We start from the raw sequence: 22,079 nt of genomic DNA, 5'->3' as shown, positions 1-22,079 counted from the left end.
TAAATTTTCAAAATTTTTATATTATACTTTTTTATCTTATATAATATTTAACAAGGTTTAAAAATGAAAAGAAATTTCTTTGAAGAATTAGAAAAAATTTTATATCACAAAGATATTTTCAAAAAGATTGAATTATTTAATGAATTTTATGAAAATTTTAAATCTAATTTGTATGATTTTAATCATTCACATGAAGCGATCATTTATGAAAACTCACAAGTTAAAATCCTTCATCCTATGAAAATAAGGCGTCCAAAAGAAGCAAATAGTACTTTATCTTTAGCTAAAATATTACATTCAGTTGCACATATAGAATATAGTGCTATAAATTTGGCCTTAGATGCTAGCTATAGATTTAAAAATTTGCCATTGAAATTTTATCAAGATTGGCTTGAAGTAACTGATGAGGAAATTAAACATTTTTTACTTTTAGAAAAAACTTTAAATGAACTTGGTTTTAAATATGGAGATTTCTATGCCCATGATAATCTTGAAAAAGCCTTATTTTTAACCAAAGATAATCTTGCTCACAGAATGGGCATAGTGCATAGAGGACTTGAAGCAAAAGGACTTGATGCCAATCCTTTTGTCTTAGAAAAATTAAACACAACTAATCATCCTATAAAAAGTTTATTTGGTGAAATTTTTACCATTATATTAAATGATGAGATTAAACATGTAAATAAAGGAGATTTTTGGTGGAATTATGCAAAAAATGAAAATGATGATTACCTTGATCTTTGCGCCAAATATAAAGAATTTAATCTTTTAGGAAAAGTATATAATAAAACAGCTAGAATACAAGCAGGATTTAGTGAAAATGAACTTCAAGAATTAGATGATTTTTATAATAGAAAATGAAGATGGTGGTTAGAGGCAGAATCGAACTGCCGACACGCAGATTTTCAGTCTGCTGCTCTACCGACTGAGCTATCCAACCACTGAATTGAAGTTGCAATTATACAATAGTTTTTTTAAAAAAAGTTGAAATTTGCATAAAAATGCAAATTATTCAGCAAAAGCTCCAAATTTAAAGATTTTTTGCATTCTTAATGCAGCTAATTCACGTTTATCGTATTGTTCTAACTCTTCTATAGCTTTTAAGACATAATCACTTAAATTTTTAATCGCGTTTTCTTTATCTCTATGAGCTCCACTCATTGGCTCTTCGATGACATCATCTATTAAACCTTGGGTTTTTAAATCATCAGCAGTTACTTTCATGGCTTTAGTAGCAGCTTCACTTTTTGATGGATCATTCCATAAAATAGCAGCACAACCCTCAGGTGAAATCACAGAAAAAACTGAATTTTTCATCATAGCAAGTTTATCAGCTACTCCTATAGCCAAAGCACCGCCACTTCCACCTTCGCCTATGACTACTGCTATAGTAATTGTTTTAAGGGCGCTTAACTCATATAAATTTCTAGCTATAGCCTCACTTTGACCACGCTCTTCAGCACCTACTCCTGGGTAAGCACCCGGAGTATCCACTAAAAACAACACCGGTATGTCAAATTTTTCAGCCATTTTTGCTACTCTTAGAGCTTTTCTATAACCTTCAGGATGAGGCATACCAAAATTTCTATGAAGCTTATCTTTAGTACCTCTACCTTTTTGCTCACCTATAACAATAATTTTTTTCCCACCTATATAACCTGCATAACACACAATAGCAGGATCATCTCTAAAAGCACGATCGCCATGAATTTCATAAGCGTCACTTAGTATAGCTTGAATATAATCAAGCGCATAAGGACGATCAGGATGTCTTGCAAGCTGTAAGCGTTGGTAATCACTTAAATTTTTATAAACTTTTTGAGTTTCTTTTTCAAGGTTTTTTTCTAAAATTTTTACTGCTTCATCATCGCCTTTGATTTTAGCATTTGCTAAATCCTCATCAATTTGCTGAATATTTTTTTCAAAATCTAAATAAGAAGCCATATTAATCTACTTTTTTGAAAATCACACAACCATTTGTTCCACCAAAACCAAAAGAATTGCTCATTACAACATTAACTTCGCTTTTTCTTGCAGTATTTGGTATATAGTCAAGATCGCAATTTTCATCTGCTACGATTTGATTGATAGTTGGTGGTAATACACCTTGATCAAGTGCCATTAAAGAAATAACAGCTTCAATAGCACCAGCAGCACCCAAACAATGGCCTGTTTGACCTTTTGTAGAACTAACTAAAGGAATTTGATCTTTGAAAAGTTCTTTAATAGCTGCTGTTTCATTTTTATCATTTACTGGAGTAGAAGTTCCGTGTGCATTAATATAATCTACTTTTGGATTTCCTGCCATTTTTAAGGCTTTTTTCATAGCGCGCAATGGCCCTTCCAAAGTAGGTGAAGTGATATGATGTGCGTCCGCACTTTCGCCAAAACCTACCAACTCAGCATAAATTTTAGCTCCACGCTTTTTAGCAGCCTCATACTCTTCAAACACTAAAGCACCAGCACCCTCACCCATTACAAAACCATCTCTTTCTTTGTCAAATGGTCTTGAAGCTTTAGCTGGATCATCATTTCTAGTAGAAAGAGCTTTCATAGCAGCAAAGCCACCTATACCTACAGCACAAATAGCTGCTTCAGCGCCTACTACAAGCATTTTATCTGCATTGCCTAAAGCTATGCTTTTATAAGCTTCACCTATAGCATGAGTTCCTGCTGCACAAGCAGTTACGCACGAGATATTTGGTCCTTGTAATCCATGCTCGATTGAAATAATCCCACCAAGCATATTAACCAAAGCTGATGGTATGAAAAAAGGAGTTATTTTGCGTGATCCACGCTGTGCACAAGTAACAGAATTTTTTTCTATATTTGGTAAACCACCTATACCAGCTGCTGAAACTACACCAAATTCTTCTTTGTTTAAAGTTTCATCAAATTTAGCATCTTCCATAGCTTCTTTTGCTGCTTTAATACCAAGTTGTATAAAACGATCTATTTTTTTAACCTCTTTAGCATCACAGACACTTAAAGGATCAAAATTTTTTACTTCAGCAGCAATTTGCACTGGAAAATCAGTGGTATCAAAAAGAGTGATTTTATCAACGCCACTTTTGCCATCACAAATTGCTTTAAATGAGCTATCTTTGTCTAAGCCAAGAGCATTGATCATTCCTATACCTGTTACTACAACGCGTTTCAAACCGCACTCCTTATTAAAAATTAAAATTATTTTTGAAGATTTTCTATATAATTAACAACATCTTCGATTTTTACTAGTTTTTCAGCATCACTGTCTGGAATTTCTACATCAAATTTTTCTTCTAAAGCCATAACTAATTCAACAACATCCAAAGAGTCAGCACCTAAATCTTCAATGATTTTAGATTCCATTTTAACTGCATCTTCATCAACACTAAGTTGCTCAACAACTACTTTTTTTACATCATCAAAAATTGCCATTTTTATCTCCTAGTTTAAAAAATTAAAACGCATTTTACAATAAAAAAATAAATTTCTTGTTTAAAAAGTTAAAAATTAAAGATTATTACGAAAAATTTAATTATCTGTGTTTAAATAAAAGCTTAATTTTTAACAAAGGAAATTAATGCTTTTGGATAAACTTATAAAAGAAAATAAAAAAACTTGGGATCAATACATCTATCATGAATTTGTAAAAAAACTTCAAAATGGCACTTTAGAAAAAAATGTATTTTTGTTTTATCTTAAACAAGATTATATCTTTTTAAACAATTATGCAAAATGCTATGCCCTGCTTGCTTTAAATGCAAATAACGCTAAAGAAATTCAATTTGCTATTAAAAATCAAAACTACACTTTAGAAGGAGAATTGGAACTTCACAGAAGTATTTTAAAACTAGGCATTGATGTAGAAAAACTTGACTATAAAGATGAAAGTTTAACTAATATTGCTTATACAAGATACTTACTAAGTGTGGGACAAAATGGAGATTATTTGGATATGCTGTGTGCTTTGAGTGCTTGTGCTATAGGTTATGCATATATAGGGGAAGAAATTTATAAAGGACTTAGTGAAAAAAGCTTAGAAAATCATCCTTACAAAGAGTGGATTTTAACCTATGCAGGTAAAGAATTTCAAGATGAAATTAAAGAATTTAAAGACTTTTTTAATTCTTATACAAATAGCATTAGTGAAGAAAAATTTAAAAAATTAAACGAAATTTTTTATACTACTATAAGACTTGAAACGGCCTTTTGGCAACACTCTTTAGAGCAAAAAATGGAAATTTAATCATCATAAAGATGATTAAATTATCAATTTAGTAATATTAATCCCTACAAAAGCGATCAAATACGCACATAAAGATGTGAATATAAAAAGATACCATGCATATTTTTTATTTCCCGCTTCTTTAGCAAAAACTATAGTTGCTGCAAAGCAAGGATTATAAATCATAACAAAAAGTATAAAAGCAACTGCTGTGCTAAAAGGGATGTTTTCTTTTATGGCTTCTTGTAAATTTAAACTTGTCTCATCAACTTCATCACCTAAAGAATAAAGCACACCCATAGTAGAAATCATCACTTCTTTAGCCGCTAAACCACTTACCAAAGATACACTAAGTTTCCAATCAAAGCCAAGTGGTGCAAAAATAGGCTCTATTGCTTTGCCAAATTGTCCAAGATAACTATTTTCTATCTGAAGCTCTTGAGTTAAAGCATCTTGAGTATTATTTTCTTGTGCAGGAAAATTACTCGCAAACCAAATAAGCAAAGAAGCTATCAAAATAAATGTTCCTGCTTTTTTTAAATACATTTTGGCTTTGTTAAACACCATAAACCATACCAAATTCCAATTTGGCATTCTATATTTTGGCATTTCCATTACAAAAGGTTCATCTTGTCCTCTAAAAGCACTCATTCTTAAAATCTTAGCTGCAATCAAACCCAAAAACGCACCCAAAAGATAAATCCCAAAAAGATAATTTCCCGCCGCATCAGCAGGAAAAAACACTCCAACAAAAAGCACATATACAGGAAGTCTTGCGCCACAACTCATAAAATTAATAATAAAAAGAGTTAATAATCTATCTTTTTTATTTTTTAAAGTTCTTGTAGCCATAAATGCAGGTACTGAACAGCCAAAACCCGTGATTAAAGGGATAAAACTTTTACCATGTAAGCCAAATTTATATAAAATTCCATCTAGTAAAAATGCAACCCTAGCCATATATCCAGTTGTTTCAAGCAAAGCTATGCCAAAAAATAAAATCATAATATTTGGTAAAAAAGTTATAACCGCACCAACCCCACCTAAAACACCATCAGCTAAGGCTGAAGCGATAAATTCATTGCTAATATTATTTTTTACCATATCACCTAAATTAGCAAAAAACATTTCTATATAATCCATAGGGATTTGACCTAAAGTAAAGGTTAGTTGAAATAAAGCCCACATAAAAAACAAAAATATAGGAATTCCTAAAAATTTATTAATTAAAATAGAATCTATTTCTTTAGTATGATTTTTATACTTAACACTCTTGCTTAAAACCTTAACACATATACCATTTGCAAAAGCAATCAGCTCTTCTTTAAAAATACTTTCCATATCTTTGCTATGATATACCATGTAAATTTTTTCTAAAGCTTCATCAAGTATTTTTCTCAAAGCATGCGAAATGACTATATTAACTTCATTTTTAAGCAAAGCTATCGCTAAATCTTTTGTAGAAAAATCTAAATAAGTAATTTCATTTTGATTTAAAAATTCACTTATTTTTACAAGTTCTTCTTCTATGATATCACTATAAACACGCTCTTTAGCTTCAAATTTAGCTTCATGGGTTGAAATGATTAAATCCAAAAGTGCATTTAGATTTTCTTTAGTTTTAGCGCACACGCCAAGACAAGGTGTATTTAGAAGTTGGGATAAAATTTTAAAATCTATACTAAAACCTTCATTTTTAGCTTCATCTTGCATATTTAAAGCCATAATCATTTTGATTTTAGCTTCTATTAAAGATGCACTCAAAATCAAATTACGCTCTAAATTTGTAGAATCAAGCACATTTACTACAAGATCAAATTTACCCTTTTTTAAAAAATCTTTTGTAATTTTTTCTTCTTCGCTATAACCATCTAATGCATAAGTTCCTGGTAAATCTATAAATTTAAACTCATAATTTTTATAAATTAATCTAGCCTCAGCCTTTTCAACCGTAACACCGCTAAAATTACCAACTTTCATATTAGCTTTGCAAAGTGCGTTAATTAATAAACTTTTACCGACATTTGGCTGACCTACTAAAGCAACGATGATTTCTTTCATTAAAACTCTTTTGAAATTTGTATTATTTTTGCTTCACTTGAACGTAAAATCACGCAAGTTGTATCAAGTTCTACCATAATAGTAGAATTTGCTATAGAAGAGCGAATTTTTTTAACTTTTTTGTTTTTTGCAAAACCAAAACTAAAAAGTCTTGCTTGGAGTTGTTTATCTGCTTCAAAGCCTACTATAAAGGCTTCTTCATTGTCTTTTAATGTATCTAAAGTCATGTTTTTCCTTACAAAAACTAAGATAAGACATTATATAAAAAATTCAATTATTTATTTTTTAAAATAATAAGCAATCTCAAAAAATGAGATTGCTAGAAATCAAAATCATTTAGATTTTCTAAATTTTGAAGCTTTTTGACTAATTCCTCAGCCTTTTCTAAAGAAAGTACTATGCTAGCATTAGAAAGAAATTTATCTTTTAATTCATCAAAACTTAAAGGATTATCAAAATTTCCTTTATTTATAAACACATCTTTTTTAATTACTCTTCCATCATTTAAAACAGCTTCTAAATGTCCTGGAAAGTATTTAGGGAAACCGCTAGATTTTTTCTTCTCATAGCTAATTTTTTTAGCAAATTCTATTAGTTCAGCTCTATTTAAATTTTCATAAGATTTTAAAGTAATTTTGCCATCAAAAAATGCCAAGGCCATTAAAAAAGGCATGGAAAATTTGGCCGCATAAGCACTTTGTGGAGTGTATTTTACTTCTATTGGATCACAGATAAATGAAATTGGCACTTCATCTACAAAGCAATGCAAACTTTTGATATCTTGTGCTTTTAAGCCATCATTTCTTAAACTCATAGCACAATCAATAAGCCCATGTGCAAAATGACAACTTGGATAAGGTTTTAACGAAACTTGCATTACTTGCCAAATTTCATTCAACCCCTTACAAAGTTCATTTTTATCACATTCATCTTCTAAGCCAAAAGTTCTAAAGACATTATCCCTTCCTTCAAATATACTCAAAGGACCGCTCATATTAGCTTTTGCGCAATTTGCTACTAAAATTCCATTTTTCAAAGCATTAGCTATGTGTAAAACTTTAGAATTAGATCCATTAGATAAAAACTCATTTACCCCACTTGCAAAACTTCCTGCTAAACCTAATGCATTGATGATTTGTTCTTTGTTTAAACCAAGTAAAACACAACTTGCAGCCACACTACCAAAAATTCCTGCTATAGCTGTAGTATGAAAGCCACGCTTATGAAAACTTCCTTTGCTTGCTATACCCACTCTAGCAGCAATTTCCCAACCAACAATAAAGGCTTTTAAAACTTTTTTTCCATCCTTACTTACGCTAAATCCATAAGTTAAACAAAGTGGAGTTAAAATAGCACTAGCGTGCAAAATAGCTTCAGTATGAGTATCATCAAAATCAAGGGCATGCGCTGCAATAGCATTTACCATCGCAGCATAAATTACATCAAGCTTTTTATCCCCGCTCCAAATTTTTTCACTAGGATTTACGCTTAAAGCTTCAAAAGCCTTAGTTGCATTTAAAACACAAGCTTCATTTTTAGCAGCTAGGGCTGTTCCTAGTGCATCAAGCATAAGCTCTTTTGCTCTTTGTTTTACTTCACTAGGAATAGCTTCATAGTCTAAATTTACGATAAATTCGGCTAGTTTTTCACTTAAATACATTTTTTCCTACTTTAGAATTTGTGCATTAGCGATTTTTTCTAAGAACTCATCAACTAATTTTGGTGCATAACCTACATAAGTTGTAGCATCCATTAAAACATCAATGTCTTTTTCACTTAAAACCTTACTTACACGCTCATCTTCAAGTAAAACAACTTTAAAAGTTTTATGATTTTCTATACCTCTCATAGCATTTTCATAAACAATTTCATGTGCATGTTGCTTACCATAATGATCACTCAAAGCAAACATCACGCGTTCTGCCAATACAAAGCCATTAAGCGTATCAAGATTTTTTAACATTTTGTCTTTTTTAACTTCTAAATCATCAAAGACAAATTTCATATTTGCTAATACCACTGAAAGCATTAAAAATGCTTCTGGTAAAAGCTTCCATTCCATTTTCCAAACTTGACCATCTCTTTCATGCTCATGTCTTTCTATATCGCTTAAAATTGCAATATTAGCTCTTAGGGTATTACTTACAGTCACTGCGTTTTCACTTACTGCAGGATTTCTTTTATGAGGCATAGTAGAACTTCCTACTTGACCTTTTCCAAAAGGCTCAGCAATTTCATCGATTTCATTATGAGCTAAGATTAAAAGTTGATGTGCTATTTTGTTAAAGGTTGCGTTGATATTACCTAAAACATAACCAAGCTCAATAAAACGATCTCTTGCTGGTTGCCATGAGATGTCAGGAACTTCTAAACCTAAACTTTCTAAAGTAAGTTTTTCTACTTCATTAGCCTTGTCACTTAAGCTTGCTTTAGTTCCCACTGCACCTACGATTAATCCTACATATAATCTTTTTTCAAGTTCGATAATTCTTTCATAGTGACGATTAAGCTCACTTAGCCAAATTGCAACTTTGTGTCCAAAAGTTATAGGTAAAGCTTGTAAAGCTAAGGTTCTTCCCATCATTGCAGTGTTCTTATACTCTTTTGCGATTTTTGCTAAATTTTTAGCTATATCTTTTAAATCTTGTTTGATTAAAGCCATAGCTTCTTTAAATTGTAAAACTATGCCTGTGTCAATGATATCTTGTGTTGTTACACCAAAATGCACATATTCGCCAAGACCATTTTCACAAGCTTTTTCCAAACCTCTAACAGTAGGCACTAAAGGGTGTTTAGTCTTTTTAAACTCAGCAAAAATAAAATCCATATCCATAAATTTATAATGCGCTTTTTTAGCTATTTCTGTAGCTGCCTCATTAGGGATAATGCCAAGTTTTGCTTGAGCTTTTGCCAAAGCAGCTTCTACATCAAGCCATTTTTGAATTCTATTTTCTTCACTAAAAATAGCTCTCATTGCAGGGGTGCTCCAAGAATCTTGAAGCAACCTCATATCAAATACACTCACACCCATGTTTTATCCTTTAAAATTTATTTTTTCAAATGCTTGTTTTAAATCAGCAATCAAATCCTTACTATCTTCAAGACCTATATGAAATCTTACAAAAGGACCTCTAGCGCTCCAATCTGTTGCCGTTCTTGGCGGAGTAGTAACAGTAGCTAAACTCTCATATCCACCCCAACTTGCACCGATTGAAAAATACTCTAAACTATCTACAAACAAAATAGCTTGCTCTTTAGAAATACCATCTGCAAATTCAATCGTTACCATACCATTAGCACCTTTATGATCGCGCATAAAAACTTCATAGTTTGGATGAGTTTTTAATTTTGGATAAAAAATTGTTTTAACTTCTTTTCTACTTTGTAAAAACTCTACTACCTCATCTGCACTTTTTTCATGAGCCCTCATTCTTACATCTAAAGTTCTCATACCACGAAGCACTAAATAAGCATCATCAGGACTTGTAGTAAATCCTAAAGCTTCTGGCAATTTGTCAAAATTTTTCCATTCTTTTTCATTAATCACTACTATACCCATAGTAACATCTGAATGCCCACTTAGATATTTAGTCGCTGCAATTACTGAAATATCTGCTCCAAGCTCAAGCGGATTTAAAAAATACCCGCTTGAATAAGTATTATCAATCGCTACTGGTATGTTATGTTTGTGCGCAATTTCGCAAAGTTTTGGTAAGTCTATGATTTCATAAAGTATAGAACCTGGGCTTTCACAAAGGATTAATTTTGTATTTGGTTTGATTTTTTCCTCTACATCAGAAGCATCAGCTTTTAAAAAGTCAATTTCTACACCCATTTTAGTTAAAAATAAATCACAAATTGTTCTAACAGGTCCATAAATAGCATCAGTGATTAAAAAATGAGCATCTTTACTAGCATAATTTAAAAGCACCATAGCTAATGCTGCAAGCCCTGTTGGGAAAAGTTGTGCTCTATAACCACCCTCAAGCTCACAAATAAGTTTTTCAAGTTCAAAATTTGTAGCTGTTCCTCTAGCACCATAACTTAAAACACGCTCATTTTTTCTTAGTTCGCGGTATTTTTGCCAAGTAGCATGATCTTTAAAAAGTATGGTTGATGCACGCATTAAGGTTGGATTAACTGATCTTGCTTCAGCGTTTTGATCGCCTCTTCCTAGGTGGATTAATTTAGTTTTATTATTCATTTTAAGTCCTTTTTACAAATAAACATAAGTCATAATCACATTAACAATAGCAGCTACAAGCATAGGAATAGCTGTTCTTTTTACAACTTGTAATGGATTTACTTTAGCCATAGCTGAAATTGCCAAAATAGCTGGTGCAATAGGTGAAACACATCTACCAAAACCTGTCATGATTTGGATAGGTGCTATCATAGTTATAGTTTCAACTCCAAAAGATTTTGCTATATTTGGAATGAGTGGTGCAAAAGAAAAAAATGCTGCATTTCCTGAACCCATTAAAAATGCGCACACAGCAAGTAAAATAGAAACTGCTATGATGATAGCAAGTACTCCAAAACCTGCATCTTTTGCAAAGTCTATTAAAGTATCTACAAAACCAACCGATAAAAGGCCACTTGCAAAAACTTGGCCACAAACGATCAAAGAAACTGTGATTACAAACAAATGTCCCATACCTTTGAAAAATACCATGATAGAATTTAAAGTATCAATTAAACTTTTATAACGAATGATTTCAAAAATAATTGCTATAAAAGTTGAAATCATCATAGCAACTGGCACATTCATCCTAATTGCAGTAGATGAAGCTGCTTTAACTTCTTCCATGGTAGTAAATCCCATTAACACCATTATGCTATCTAAAACACTACTAAAGCCCAAAATTAACACTAAAGGTATAATAGGTAAAATCGCATAAATTCTAGGTGGTTTTTTAAGCTCTTCACTTTTGCCATCATGTTCTGCTAATTCTTTTTCAACATCATCACGGTTAAATGTGAAATTTTCTTTTTTATCAAAATATTTTGAGCAAAAATAAATCGCAATACCTACTGCTATGATAATAGGCACAGTTGTAGGAAGCTGATAATGCACAAAATACACCGCAGGATCAATTTCAGCTGTTTTTGCAGCTAAAATTACATTACCACTTCCTGGGCCATGGTCAATGTATTGACAAATAGCAATAATCGAAAGCGCAGAAAGCTTAGAAACACCTGAACGCACTAAAATAGGGTACATTGTAACCATAAGCAAAAGTGCTAAACCTGCATGTGAAGGTATAAAAAGCACTAAAAACTGGATCACAAAATATGAAACCAACAATAAAACATAAGGTGATTTCACAGCTTTTAAAGGTCTTTCAAATACTTTAAATAAAGCATAACTTGCACCTACATGATCCATATAAGCAGAAAATCCTGCTATACACATTAAAGTAAGTCCAAGACCTGCTAGAGTACTTGACATTTTAGTATTTACTACTTGAAAAATATCAAAAAGACCTAAATGTAAAGATTGTTTTTCATTAATAATTGGAGAAAGTCCAAAAATTCCTGCTAAAGCTAACAAGAATAAACCACTTAAAAGCAACGCCATGTGGGCGTTGATTTTTTTATAGAGCATAAAAACAAGTAAAAATACAGAACATCCTGCAAAAAATAAACCCAACATGCTCTATCCTTTATGAGCAATAACCTCTATCTCCACTTTTGCTCCTTTAGGAAGATCTTTTACCGCAAAAGCACTTCTTGCAGGATATGGAGCTGCGAAAAATTCAGAATAAACCTCATTGAAAGCCAAAAAATCATCAATATTTGCTAAAAAGCAAGTCGTTTTAACTACATTATTAAAATAAAGATTATTTTCTTCTAATATAGCCTTGATATTTAACAATGATTGTCTTGTTTGTTCTTTTACATCTTCACTTTCTATGTTTCCACTTTGTGGATTAATAGGAAGTTGTCCTGAAATAAATAACAAACCATTAGCTTCTCTATAAGCTGAATATGGTCCTATAGCCTTTGGATAATTTGCCATGTATACTCCTTGTGTTTAAATGAAATCATAATATAATATTATCATCATAATAATAAATTGTCAATATTTTTTTATCATAATAATAATTTTTTTTATTGTTGTAAATATTAACAACTTTGATGAAAATATTTTGTAAAATAACAAAAAACAACAAAAAGGTCTAGATCATGGATGAACAACAAAAAGAATTATTTATCAAACTCACTCAATTTTTAGGGCAAGTTCTTGGAGATCAGTATGAAATAGTTTTTCATGTGATTTCACCTGAGGGTTCATATATAGCAGCCATTGCAAATAATCATATTAGCGGAAGGACAATCAATTCTCCATTAACCTCTTTTGCGAGTGAGCTTGTACAAGAAAAAGAGTATTTAAACAAAGATTTTTTATGTGATTACAAAGCAAAGGTTGGAAAGTCTAAGATCGTTACTGGATCAACCTTTTTTATAAAAAACCAAAATAAAATTGTAGGAATTTTATGTATAAATCACGACACCACAGAACTTAGAAATGCTATTAGTAAAATCATAGAACTAGAAAAAATTAATGATTTTAGTGATTTATTAGATATTCACAATCAAAACAATGTAAATTTACACAATGTGAGTAATATAGAAACACTTAGTCATTCTATAGAAGATATTCTAGCTGAAAACATAGACTTAAAATATTTAAATTCAGGATATAGCTTAAGCACTGAGCAAAAAGATGAGATTATTAAAAAGCTTCATTCAAAAGGAATTTTTAATATAAAAGGAAGTATACCTATAGTTGCTAAGTCACTTAATATATCAGAACCTAGCGTCTATAGATATTTGCAAAAATTTAAAAATAGCCTTTAATAGCTAAAAAACTATTTGCGATATAAAATAAGCACTCACAACAGCACCAATGATTAAAGCAAAACCTGGTCTTAAATAAGAGTGATTGATCACAAATTTTCCTATTTTTGTTGTGCCTGTTCTATCAAAAGCCACACAAGCTATTTGATTAGCTCCTGGAACTATAAAATCTCCACTCACGCAAGGATAAAGCACGATAAGAATTTGAGGAGGAATTCCCAAACTCACACCCAAAGGCATCAAAGCAGCTACTGTTGCAGCTGGAGAAAAAATCACCATAGAAAAGGCAAATAAAGCCACGCCAAATAAATACGGATAATCTTCTACAATATGTGATAAAGAATCACTAAATAAAGGCTTGTAAGCTTCAAAAAATGTCCCTGTCATCCAAGCTATACCAAAAACCCCTACAACGCCTATAAGTCCTGATTTAAATACAGAAGCTTCACCAAGTTTATTAGCAGGAACTTTAGCAAAAAGCATAATTAAACAAGCTGTTGCAAGCATGATCATTTGAATTAAATTTGGGGTAGAAAGTCTTTCTATTTTACCATTTGCAAGCTCATAGTGAGGTAACAAATTTGTAAAAGTCCCAAAGAAAATAATGGTTAAAATCCCCAAAGCAAATATTAATAAAGCTCTTTTTACTTTAGGATCTGTTTCTTGTTTATCTTCTTGTTTATCTTGAGTTAAAAACTGATATTCCCCTGCTCTTACTCTTCTTTGAAATTCCTCATCTTGCTCAAGCTCTTTTCCTCTTTTAAAAACGCTCAAACAAGCACATATAACACCAATTAAAAATGCTGGCATTACCACGGCTAATATTTGAACAAGCCCTACACCACTAATGGCTAAAATGGCTACCATACCTGCAGTGGCTGCACTCATAGGAGAAGCCACCACTGCAATACCTGCTGCTATAACTGAAACCGAAAGTGGTCTTTCAGGGCGAATTTTAGCTTGAGCAGCTACTTCAGCAATCACTGGATAAACAGAAAAAGCTACATAAGTAGTACCACAAAATATTGTAAATGTGGATGTGATTAATGGGCCCATAAAAACAATAGCTTGAGGTTTTTTCTTTAATGCTTTTTCAGCTATTTTTACTAGCAAATCAAGCCCGCCTGCGCTTTGCAAAACACTCACGCAAGTAATCACAGCAAGTATAATAAACACAACACTCACAGGAAGTGAAGCTGGTTGCATACCAAAAACTAACACCAAAATACACATACCAAGCCCACCTGCAACCCCAAGTCCTATACCACCATATCTACCACCTATGGCTATCATAGAAAAAATAATAAAAAGTTGAAGTATAAAAATAATATCCATCTAATCTTCGCCCTTATTGTTTATTTTTTACATTTATCCAACAATTCTTTTGCATGTTCAATTTGCTCTAATACAACTTTAGTTCCTGTACCACCATAAGAAAGTCTTGCGTCTATACAAGTTTCTAAAGCAATTGCTTCATAAATATCTTCTTGGATATTTTCATTAAATTGATGGAATTCTTCCATGCTAAGCTCTTCAAGCATTTTTCCGTGTTTAATACAATAATTCACAGCACCACCAACTATACTATGAGCTTCTCTAAATGGTATATTTTTTCTTACTAAATAATCAGCCATATCTGTGGCATTTGAAAATCCTTTTGCAGCTGCTGCTCTTGTATTATTAGCATTTACTTGCATTTTTTCTATCATAGGAGTTATAATTTTTAAACTTGCCATTAAAGTATCCATAGAATCATAAACTTGAGCCTTATCTTCACTCATATCAGTATTATAAGCTAATGGAATACCTTTCATAATAGTTAGCATTGCCATAACATTACCATACATTCTACCTGTCTTACCACGCATTTTTTCGGCTACATCAGGATTTTTCTTTTGAGGCATTATGCTTGAACCTGTACAAAAATCATCACTTAATTCTATAAATTTAAAATCTTGACTTGAAAAAAGTATAAGCTCTTCACAAAAACGACTAAGGTGCATGAAACACATTGCAGCAATAGCAGTAAATTCAACCATGTGGTCTCTATCACTTACACTATCAATGCTATTTTCTGTTGGTTTAGTAAAGCCTAGTTCTTTGGCACAAAAATGTCTGTCTATATTAAATGTAGTTCCGCCAAGTGCAGCTGCTCCTAAAGGACACTCATTCATTCTTTTATATAAATCCTCAAAACGAGAATAATCCCTACTTAACATCCAAAAATACGCCATAATCCAATGTGAAAAAAGCACTGGCTGGCCCGTTTGTAAATGTGTATAACCTGGCATAATAGCTTTGATATTTTTTTGAGCTTGATGGATAATTTCTTCTTGCAAAGTAGTAATTTGAGTTAATACTTCTTTAATAACAGCTCTCATATGCATTTTTGAATCAAGTGTAGTTTGGTCATTTCTACTTCTTGCGGTGTGAAGTTTTCCACCTACTGGACCTACGATTTGTGTCATTCTTTTTTCTACAGCCATATGAATATCCTCATCAGCTATATCAAAAACAAAGGTTCCATTTTGAATTTCTTCTCTAACTTGTTCTAAGCCCTTAATGATAGTTTTTGCTTCATCGTCTTTTATAATACCTTGTTTTGCAAGCATGGTGCAGTGAATTATACTACCTTGTATATCAAAAGGAGCAAGTCTTGGCTCAACTGGTAGTGAAGCAGTATATTCTTCAACTAATTTATTTGTAGGTAAATCAAAACGCCCACCCCATAATTTTTCTGCTTTGTTAGACATTTGTTATCCTTTCATTAAAAAATTAGGGGTAATTTTATTTGAATTTATTTTAATTTAGCTTAAAATTTTTATTTCTATAATAAAAAATTTTAAAAATTTATAATTTAATAATAGAATTTTTTGATAATTTTAAATAAATAAAATATATTTTTAATATATTATAAATTTTTAACTATTTTTTGAAAATTTTTAATACACTAAAAGCTATTTTTTTAAGAAAACTTTTTTTAGAATGCTTTGTTAAAAACTCTACTATATCTCTATGCCCAAACATCAACGCGAAAGTAAAAGGTGTCATACCAAGACCATTGTTTTCATCAATATTTGCTCCATGTTCTACCAAAAGCTTACACATAGGTAAATATCCTTTAAAACACACCCCTGCTAATGGAGTTTGTCCTCTATCATTTTTCTCATCTACCCTAGCATTATTTTCTAGTAAAAACTTAGCACATTCATAAGCATTATGATAACTTGCAAGCATTAAAAGACTATCGCCTTTATGATTTTTTAAATTCACACTCAAACCCGCTTCTATCATAGTCTTTAAATTTTGTAAATCATTTTGTCTTGCGTAATCAAAAGCCATAGTGCAAAGCTCTTGAATTCTTTTTTCTTCTTCATTACTAAACATATTTTTCCTTTATAATCTTTAGTTTGCCACTTTTAAAGTGGCAAGTAAAAATTACATTTTCAAAGCTTTTTTAACGCCATTTGCATATTCACTTGAAATTTTTTCAAAATGACTTAATGCTCTAGCAATAATTTTTTCATCAACCCCACTCATAGAAGCTGCTATATTTTTAAATAATTGCTCTTTTTGATCTTGATTCATTATATCAAACAAGGCTCTTGGTTGGGTGTAAAAATCATTATCAAGTGGAGCATATCTTTGCGCATTACCTTCAAGTACTAAGTCAGGCTCTAGGTAATTTTTATCTTCTTTTGGACTATCATCATAACTATTTGGTTCATAATAAGCAAGGCCATTTTTGTAAGTGTCAAAATTCATAGCACCTGCTACATTATAAGTATTTACTTCACTTTTTGCACGATTAACTGGTAATAAATGATAATTTGTTCCTATGCGGTATCTGTGTGCATCAGGATAAGAAAAAATTCTAGCTTGCAACATTTTATCAGGACTAAAACTAATACCAGGAACAATATTGCTTGGACTAAATGCAGCTTGTTCTACTTCATTAAAGTAATTTTGTACATTTTTATTAAGTACTAATTCGCCTACTTCAATTAAAGGCACAATACTATGCGGCCAAACTTTAGTTAAATCAAAAGGATTAAAACCTAATTTTTCTGCTTCATCTTCTTTTAAAACTTGAATTTGGAAAGTCCATTTTGGAAAATCTCCTTTTTCAATAGCTTCATATAAATCTCTTTGATGACTTTCTCTATCATTTGCTATTAAATTTGCCGCTTCTTCGTTGGTTAAATTTTTAATACCTTGCTTGGTTTTAAAATGAAATTTCACCCAAAATCTTTCGTTTTTATCATTAATCAAACTATAAGTGTGACTTCCAAAACCATGCATATGACGATAGCTTGCAGGAATTCCTCTATCACTCATTAAAATAGTAACTTGATGTAAGCTTTCAGGACAAAGGCTCCAAAAATCCCATGCAGCATTATTGCTTCTTAAATGAGTTCTTGGATCTCTTTTTTGAGTGTGGATAAAATCAGGAAATTTATATGCATCTCTTATAAAAAATGTCGGAGTATTATTACCTACTAAATCCCAATTTCCTTCTTTAGTATAAAATTTAATAGCAAAACCTCTTACATCTCTTTCTGCATCAGCTGCACCTGCTTCGCCTGCAACGGTTGAAAATCTTATAAATAAAGGTGTATTTTCTCCAAGCTGTAAAACTTTTGCCTTGGTGTATTGAGAAATATCTTTAGTGATTTTAAGCTCTCCATAAGCACCGCTCCCTTTTGCATGAACAGTTCTTTCTGGAATTCTTTCTCTATTTTGATGGGCAAGTTTTTCTAACAAAATATAATCTTGCATTAAAAGTGGACCTTTAGCACCTGCGCTTAATGAATTTTGATTATCGGCTATGATATTTCCGAAATCATTGGTTAGTTTTTTCATCTTTTCTCCTTTTTATAAATAATAATTTTTATTATTTGATAAATTATATCCCTATATTATTAAAATAAAATTAAACAATAAAAATTATTATTTTTGAAAAAATAATCTTTTTTTAAGCATAATTATTTTTATTTTGTATTAAAATTGTTGAAAAATAAGAATAAGTACTCTTATTTTAAATATTTTTACTACAAAATTAATAAAACAAGGAGAGTTTAATGGATAAAGAAACAAGAACTTACTATATTAAATTAGTGAAATTTCTTGCTGATGCTTTGGGAAGAAATTATGAAATAGTTTTGCATGATGTAAGTGAAGATGGTACTAATATAGCAGAAATAGCTAATAATCATATTAGCAAAAGAACTATAAATTCGCCTCTAACAGGCTTTGCTATTGAAATGATTAAAAACAAAATCTATTTAGAGCGTGATTATATAACACATTATAAAACTTCAGCTAAAAGCTCACAAGTAATGTCAGGCTCTACTTTTTTTATTAAAAAAGATGAAAAACTTGAAGGTTTGCTTTGTATTAATCATGATACTTCAGCATTTAAAAAAATCTCTGATGAAATTTTAAATCTTGGAAATATTTATGATAATTCTTATGAAAGTCCTGAACAAGAAAATAAAGAATACATAAAACTTGATTTAGAAGAAATCGTTGAAGATATTACGGGGATAGATATTGAAAGTTTTAAAAATAAAAGTTTAAAACCAAAGGAAAAACAAAAAATGATAGCTAGCTTATATGAAAAAGGCGTATTTAATGTAAAAGGTGTTATTCCTAAAGTTGCGGAGCTTTTAAATATTTCAGAACCTAGTGTTTATAGACATTTACAAAAGATTAAATAATCATAATTTAAAAAAAATATAATTTTTGATACAATAACATTTTAAAATTTTATAAAAGGAAAAATATGGCTGATGATATGATGGATGAACATGGTGAATCAAAGAAAAAAGGCGGGAATACTTTAGTAATCATTATCGTTGTATTTTTATTTGTATTTTTACTTGTTATTGTAGGAGCAATTGCTTATCTAATGTTTAGTGGCGGCTCTGAAGAAAATCCTACCCCGCAAACCGAAGAAAGCGCACAAGTTGCACAAGCTCCTAAAAAAACAAATGCAGTAGCAGCTAGAGGGAGTGATTATGCAAATATTGGCGTGATGTATCCTTTAGCACCTTTTACGCTAAATTTATTAAGTGATGGTGGATCAAGATATGTAAAATGCACCATTCAACTTGAACAAAATGTTGAAACATTAACTCCTGAACTTGATAAAAAAGTTGCTATTATTAGAGATATTATCATTAGAACTTTAACATCAAAAACCTTTGAAGAAGTAAGCACTACAAAGGGTAAAGAAAGATTAAAAGATGAATTAACCGGTAAGATCAATGAAGTTTTAACTGATGGTTTTATCAAAAATATTTATTTTACCGACTTTGTAGTATCTTAATGATAGGCTGTGACATAGTCGTATGCTCTCGCATAGAAAAAATTTATGAAAGACATAAAACACTTTTCTTGGATAAATTTTTGTCCAAGAAAGAGCAAAGTTATATAAAAAATACCAACACTCTAGCCGGATTTTGGGCTATTAAAGAAGCTGCCTCTAAGGCTTTGGGGGTTGGAATTTCTAAAGAATGTTCTTTTTTTGACATCATCATCTCTAAAGATGACAAAAATGCTCCACACATTAGTTTTTCTCAAAAAGTCATGCAAGAATTCAAAATTAAATCAGCAAGTGTAAGCGTAGCGCATGATGGGGGTTTTGCTATAGCAGTAGTAGCTATAGAAACTAAGCAAGGTTAAAACCTTGCTTACATATAAAGCCCGCCATTGACTTTTAAAATTTCTCCTGTGATATAAGAAGAATGATCACTTAATAAAAACGCCACAGCTTGAGCTACCTCGCTTGTATCTGCAAAACGCTTTAAAGGGATATTGTTAATATAATTTTGTTTAATCTCATCACTTAAAACTTCAGTCATATCACTTTTTATAAAACCTGGAGTAATACAGTTATATCTTATATTTCTTGCTGCGCCTTCTTTAGCAAAAGATTTTGTTAGAGCTATCATACCGCCTTTACTAGCACTATAATTAGTTTGGCCTGCATTTCCCATTTCTCCAACTATAGAAGCGATATTTACAACCGCACCAAAACGCTTTTTACTCATAGTTTTTAATGCCTCTCTACAACCTAAAAAACTTGAATTTAGATTAGCATTAATCACTGAAGAAAAATCATCCATACTCATTCTAAGTGCTAATTTATCATTAGTAATACCTGCATTATTAACTAAATAACTAAGCTCACCATCGCTTTCTACTATAGTTGCAATAGCGCTTGTAAATTCTTCTTCAACACTTGCATCAAATTTAATCACAGCCGCACAACCACCACTTTTTTCTATCTCTTCTTTTAGTGCATCAGCAAGTTCAGGCTTACTTCTATAATTAATCCAAACTTTTAAGCCATAACTTGCTAATTCTTTGGCTATTGCTGCACCTATACCTTTACTTGCACCTGTTATTAAAACATTTTTTCCACTAAATTTCATTGTTCTCCTTTAAATTAAAATAAAGCCTCATCCATTTCTTTTGGGATAGGTAAGTTTAAAATTTTAAGCACACTTGGTGCTATATTACTAAGCCCCATGCCTTCTTTAAGCTTTTCTACTCCTTTAGCTTCGACAAAAGCAAAAACATCAAAGGTTGTGTGATTAGTGAGCATATTTTCTTTTTCATCCCTCATCGCTTCACAGTTTCCATGATCTGAAGTAATAATAAAAGCATAATCATGCTCTCTTGCTTTAGCAATAACCCTACCTAAACACTCATCTACACATTCAACCGCACTAATCGCAGCTTCAAAATCACCCGTATGTCCTACCATATCACCATTTGCAAAATTTACTACGATAAAATCCATACCACTTTCTATACCCTTAAGCACCTCATCTGTGACTTCTTTAGCACTCATTTGAGGTTTTTCATCGTATGTTTTTACTTTAGGACTTGGAATTAAAATTCTTGTTTCATTGCATTCTAATTCTTCTTTTCCCCCATTAAAGAAAAAGGTTACATGAGCGTATTTTTCTGTTTCAGCTGTGTGAAGTTGGCTTAAATTTGCATTAGCTATCACAGAAGCTAAAGTATTATTTAACTCTTCTTTTTCAAACATCACAGGTAGTTTAAAACTCTCATCATACAAACTCATAGTAATGGCATTTTTTATAAGCACTTCTTTTGGAAATTCATTAAAACTTTCTTGGGTTAAAGAAGCGACTAATTGACGCATTCTATCATTTCTAAAATTGATAAAAATCACACCATCTTCAGCCTTAATTCCATCAAAGTTTTGACTAATAACTGGGGTTAAAAACTCATCCGTGATATTTTCATCATAGCTTTTTTGTATAAATTGTGCAAAATCATCACACTTTGGTGCCTTAGCAAATAAAGCATCATAATAAGACTTAACCCTATCATAGCGCTTATCTCTATCCATAGCATAAAATCTTCCCGATAAAGAAGCAAAATTAACCCCTTCTTTTTCGCAAAATTCCTGTAAAGATTTTATAAATTCTAAACCCGAATTTGGAGGACAATCCCTACCATCACTAATTGCATGTGCAAAAACTTCTTTATTTTCTTGCTTACAAATTTTTAAAAGTGCATTAAAATGTGTATGCATAGAATGCACCCCGCCATCACTATAAAGCCCTATAATATGCGCTCTTTTGCATTTTTGCAACAATTCTTTTAAAGCCTTATTGTCTTTTAAAGTGTCATTTTCTATGGCTTTATTTATCTTGACTAAATTTTGATAGATTATGCGTCCACTACCTATACACATATGCCCTACTTCGCTATTACCCATTTGACCTTCAGGTAAGCCAACTGCCAAGCCACTTGTTTTTATCAAAACATTAGGGGTATTTTCAAAAAGCTTATCATAAGTTGGCTTTTTAGCATGAAAAAAAGCATTATAGTTTGAATTTGTATTATGTCCTATACCATCTGTGATTATCAAAATACATTTTTGACTCATTTTTTACTCTTT

Annotated in this window: 22 protein-coding genes and 1 tRNA gene; 6 read left to right on the top strand and 17 right to left on the bottom strand. The window is 31.3% G+C overall.

The window, feature by feature from the left end; translation table 11 throughout:
• Positions 1-63: 63 nt before the first annotated feature.
• Complete coding sequence (locus L8X50_RS06445; protein ID WP_263660709.1) at positions 64-861, top strand: ferritin-like domain-containing protein; 798 nt, start codon at positions 64-66, stop codon at positions 859-861.
• A gap of 3 nt (positions 862-864) precedes the next feature.
• On the opposite strand, the gene L8X50_RS06440 is transcribed toward L8X50_RS06445, so the two are convergent.
• From L8X50_RS06440 to acpP, 4 genes are all read right to left on the bottom strand, one after another.
• Positions 865-940: transfer RNA gene (locus tag L8X50_RS06440), tRNA-Phe, on the bottom strand.
• A gap of 68 nt (positions 941-1,008) precedes the next feature.
• Positions 1,009-1,944: an acetyl-CoA carboxylase carboxyltransferase subunit alpha gene (locus L8X50_RS06435; protein WP_173787871.1), complete on the bottom strand. Its 936-nt coding sequence runs from the start codon at positions 1,942-1,944 to the stop codon at positions 1,009-1,011.
• Position 1,945: 1 nt separating this feature from the next.
• A complete protein-coding gene (locus tag L8X50_RS06430) occupies positions 1,946-3,160 on the bottom strand; it encodes a beta-ketoacyl-ACP synthase II (protein WP_263660707.1) in 1,215 nt (404 codons plus the stop codon).
• A 26-nt stretch (positions 3,161-3,186) separates the two neighbouring features.
• Entirely contained in the window at positions 3,187-3,420 is a 234-nt protein-coding gene (acpP, locus tag L8X50_RS06425) for an acyl carrier protein (RefSeq protein WP_039617517.1), read from the bottom strand.
• Positions 3,421-3,565: 145 nt separating this feature from the next.
• Here acpP and tenA point away from each other — a divergent pair, with 145 nt between their 5' ends.
• Positions 3,566-4,231: a thiaminase II gene (gene tenA, locus L8X50_RS06420; RefSeq protein WP_263660706.1), complete on the top strand. Its 666-nt coding sequence runs from the start codon at positions 3,566-3,568 to the stop codon at positions 4,229-4,231.
• A 15-nt stretch (positions 4,232-4,246) separates the two neighbouring features.
• Here tenA and feoB read toward each other — a convergent pair whose 3' ends face one another.
• From feoB to L8X50_RS06385, 7 genes are all read right to left on the bottom strand, one after another.
• Positions 4,247-6,271: a ferrous iron transport protein B gene (gene feoB, locus L8X50_RS06415; protein ID WP_263660705.1), complete on the bottom strand. Its 2,025-nt coding sequence runs from the start codon at positions 6,269-6,271 to the stop codon at positions 4,247-4,249.
• A complete protein-coding gene (locus tag L8X50_RS06410) occupies positions 6,271-6,498 on the bottom strand; it encodes a FeoA family protein (RefSeq protein ID WP_039627920.1) in 228 nt (75 codons plus the stop codon). The genes feoB and L8X50_RS06410 overlap by 1 nt, the downstream gene beginning before the upstream one ends.
• 92 nt (positions 6,499-6,590) lie before the next feature.
• Entirely contained in the window at positions 6,591-7,931 is a 1,341-nt protein-coding gene (locus L8X50_RS06405) for an MmgE/PrpD family protein (protein WP_263660704.1), read from the bottom strand.
• Positions 7,932-7,937: 6 nt separating this feature from the next.
• Positions 7,938-9,302, bottom strand: coding sequence for an adenylosuccinate lyase (purB, locus tag L8X50_RS06400; protein ID WP_263660703.1), 1,365 nt, complete (start codon positions 9,300-9,302; stop codon positions 7,938-7,940).
• A 3-nt stretch (positions 9,303-9,305) separates the two neighbouring features.
• On the bottom strand, positions 9,306-10,475 hold the full coding sequence (locus L8X50_RS06395) for a trans-sulfuration enzyme family protein (RefSeq protein WP_263660702.1): 1,170 nt from the start codon (positions 10,473-10,475) through the stop codon (positions 9,306-9,308).
• Between the two features lie 12 nt (positions 10,476-10,487).
• Positions 10,488-11,927, bottom strand: a complete 1,440-nt coding sequence (gene dcuC, locus L8X50_RS06390) for a C4-dicarboxylate transporter DcuC (RefSeq protein ID WP_220566810.1) — start codon at positions 11,925-11,927, stop codon at positions 10,488-10,490.
• Positions 11,928-11,930: 3 nt separating this feature from the next.
• Positions 11,931-12,293: a Rid family detoxifying hydrolase gene (locus tag L8X50_RS06385; protein WP_044598311.1), complete on the bottom strand. Its 363-nt coding sequence runs from the start codon at positions 12,291-12,293 to the stop codon at positions 11,931-11,933.
• Between the two features lie 167 nt (positions 12,294-12,460).
• Between L8X50_RS06385 and L8X50_RS06380 the strand changes: the two genes are divergently transcribed.
• Positions 12,461-13,135: a transcriptional regulator gene (locus tag L8X50_RS06380; protein ID WP_133319588.1), complete on the top strand. Its 675-nt coding sequence runs from the start codon at positions 12,461-12,463 to the stop codon at positions 13,133-13,135.
• 3 nt (positions 13,136-13,138) lie between these two features.
• Here L8X50_RS06380 and L8X50_RS06375 read toward each other — a convergent pair whose 3' ends face one another.
• From L8X50_RS06375 to L8X50_RS06360, 4 genes are all read right to left on the bottom strand, one after another.
• On the bottom strand, positions 13,139-14,470 hold the full coding sequence (locus L8X50_RS06375) for an anaerobic C4-dicarboxylate transporter family protein (protein WP_263660701.1): 1,332 nt from the start codon (positions 14,468-14,470) through the stop codon (positions 13,139-13,141).
• Positions 14,471-14,490: 20 nt separating this feature from the next.
• Positions 14,491-15,888 carry an argininosuccinate lyase gene (argH, locus tag L8X50_RS06370; RefSeq protein ID WP_263660700.1) on the bottom strand — a complete coding sequence of 466 codons (1,398 nt, stop codon included), beginning with the start codon at positions 15,886-15,888 and terminating at the stop codon, positions 14,491-14,493.
• 172 nt (positions 15,889-16,060) lie between these two features.
• The gene (locus tag L8X50_RS06365) at positions 16,061-16,522 is read right to left on the bottom strand and encodes an ankyrin repeat domain-containing protein (protein ID WP_263660699.1); all 462 of its coding nucleotides are present in this window, start codon (positions 16,520-16,522) and stop codon (positions 16,061-16,063) included.
• 51 nt (positions 16,523-16,573) lie between these two features.
• Complete coding sequence (locus tag L8X50_RS06360; protein ID WP_263660698.1) at positions 16,574-17,998, bottom strand: catalase; 1,425 nt, start codon at positions 17,996-17,998, stop codon at positions 16,574-16,576.
• Positions 17,999-18,216: 218 nt separating this feature from the next.
• Between L8X50_RS06360 and L8X50_RS06355 the strand changes: the two genes are divergently transcribed.
• The 3 genes from L8X50_RS06355 to acpS all read left to right on the top strand — a co-directional run bounded on the left by L8X50_RS06355 (position 18,217) and on the right by acpS (position 19,822).
• Entirely contained in the window at positions 18,217-18,855 is a 639-nt protein-coding gene (locus tag L8X50_RS06355; protein ID WP_220566805.1) for a transcriptional regulator, read from the top strand.
• Positions 18,856-18,920: 65 nt separating this feature from the next.
• Positions 18,921-19,466, top strand: a complete 546-nt coding sequence (fliL, locus tag L8X50_RS06350) for a flagellar basal body-associated protein FliL (protein ID WP_263660697.1) — start codon at positions 18,921-18,923, stop codon at positions 19,464-19,466.
• Positions 19,466-19,822, top strand: coding sequence for a holo-ACP synthase (gene acpS, locus L8X50_RS06345; protein ID WP_220566804.1), 357 nt, complete (start codon positions 19,466-19,468; stop codon positions 19,820-19,822). Before fliL ends, acpS begins: the two co-directional genes overlap by 1 nt.
• 8 nt (positions 19,823-19,830) lie before the next feature.
• Here the strand turns inward: acpS and fabG are convergent, their stop codons facing one another.
• Positions 19,831-20,574: a 3-oxoacyl-ACP reductase FabG gene (gene fabG / locus L8X50_RS06340; protein ID WP_133319596.1), complete on the bottom strand. Its 744-nt coding sequence runs from the start codon at positions 20,572-20,574 to the stop codon at positions 19,831-19,833.
• A 14-nt stretch (positions 20,575-20,588) separates the two neighbouring features.
• On the bottom strand, positions 20,589-22,067 hold the full coding sequence (gene gpmI / locus L8X50_RS06335) for a 2,3-bisphosphoglycerate-independent phosphoglycerate mutase (RefSeq protein ID WP_263660696.1): 1,479 nt from the start codon (positions 22,065-22,067) through the stop codon (positions 20,589-20,591).
• Positions 22,068-22,079 lie beyond the last annotated feature (12 nt).

Source organism: Campylobacter sp. CNRCH_2013_0898h, from assembly GCF_025772965.1.
In the GTDB taxonomy this organism is placed as follows: Bacteria; Campylobacterota; Campylobacteria; order Campylobacterales; family Campylobacteraceae; genus Campylobacter_D; species Campylobacter_D lari_D.
This window is presented reverse-complemented; position numbering and strand designations above follow the sequence as displayed.

Excerpts from the sequence above, each read along its gene's own strand:
- tenA (WP_263660706.1), top strand. The coding sequence starts at position 3,566 with ATGCTTTTGGATAAACTTATAAAAGAAAATAAAAAAACTTGGGATCAA.
- L8X50_RS06445 (WP_263660709.1), top strand. The coding sequence starts at position 64 with ATGAAAAGAAATTTCTTTGAAGAATTAGAAAAAATTTTATATCACAAA.
- dcuC (WP_220566810.1), bottom strand. The coding sequence starts at position 11,927 with ATGTTGGGTTTATTTTTTGCAGGATGTTCTGTATTTTTACTTGTTTTT.
- L8X50_RS06365 (WP_263660699.1), bottom strand. The coding sequence starts at position 16,522 with ATGTTTAGTAATGAAGAAGAAAAAAGAATTCAAGAGCTTTGCACTATG.
- argH (WP_263660700.1), bottom strand. The coding sequence starts at position 15,888 with ATGTCTAACAAAGCAGAAAAATTATGGGGTGGGCGTTTTGATTTACCT.
- fliL (WP_263660697.1), top strand. The coding sequence starts at position 18,921 with ATGGCTGATGATATGATGGATGAACATGGTGAATCAAAGAAAAAAGGC.
- purB (WP_263660703.1), bottom strand. The coding sequence starts at position 9,302 with ATGGGTGTGAGTGTATTTGATATGAGGTTGCTTCAAGATTCTTGGAGC.
- L8X50_RS06355 (WP_220566805.1), top strand. The coding sequence starts at position 18,217 with ATGGATAAAGAAACAAGAACTTACTATATTAAATTAGTGAAATTTCTT.
- gpmI (WP_263660696.1), bottom strand. The coding sequence starts at position 22,067 with ATGAGTCAAAAATGTATTTTGATAATCACAGATGGTATAGGACATAAT.
- fabG (WP_133319596.1), bottom strand. The coding sequence starts at position 20,574 with ATGAAATTTAGTGGAAAAAATGTTTTAATAACAGGTGCAAGTAAAGGT.
- feoB (WP_263660705.1), bottom strand. The coding sequence starts at position 6,271 with ATGAAAGAAATCATCGTTGCTTTAGTAGGTCAGCCAAATGTCGGTAAA.
- L8X50_RS06375 (WP_263660701.1), bottom strand. The coding sequence starts at position 14,470 with ATGGATATTATTTTTATACTTCAACTTTTTATTATTTTTTCTATGATA.
- L8X50_RS06395 (WP_263660702.1), bottom strand. The coding sequence starts at position 10,475 with ATGAATAATAAAACTAAATTAATCCACCTAGGAAGAGGCGATCAAAAC.
- L8X50_RS06410 (WP_039627920.1), bottom strand. The coding sequence starts at position 6,498 with ATGACTTTAGATACATTAAAAGACAATGAAGAAGCCTTTATAGTAGGC.
- L8X50_RS06435 (WP_173787871.1), bottom strand. The coding sequence starts at position 1,944 with ATGGCTTCTTATTTAGATTTTGAAAAAAATATTCAGCAAATTGATGAG.
- acpP (WP_039617517.1), bottom strand. The coding sequence starts at position 3,420 with ATGGCAATTTTTGATGATGTAAAAAAAGTAGTTGTTGAGCAACTTAGT.
- L8X50_RS06385 (WP_044598311.1), bottom strand. The coding sequence starts at position 12,293 with ATGGCAAATTATCCAAAGGCTATAGGACCATATTCAGCTTATAGAGAA.
- L8X50_RS06360 (WP_263660698.1), bottom strand. The coding sequence starts at position 17,998 with ATGAAAAAACTAACCAATGATTTCGGAAATATCATAGCCGATAATCAA.
- L8X50_RS06380 (WP_133319588.1), top strand. The coding sequence starts at position 12,461 with ATGGATGAACAACAAAAAGAATTATTTATCAAACTCACTCAATTTTTA.
- L8X50_RS06405 (WP_263660704.1), bottom strand. The coding sequence starts at position 7,931 with ATGTATTTAAGTGAAAAACTAGCCGAATTTATCGTAAATTTAGACTAT.
- acpS (WP_220566804.1), top strand. The coding sequence starts at position 19,466 with ATGATAGGCTGTGACATAGTCGTATGCTCTCGCATAGAAAAAATTTAT.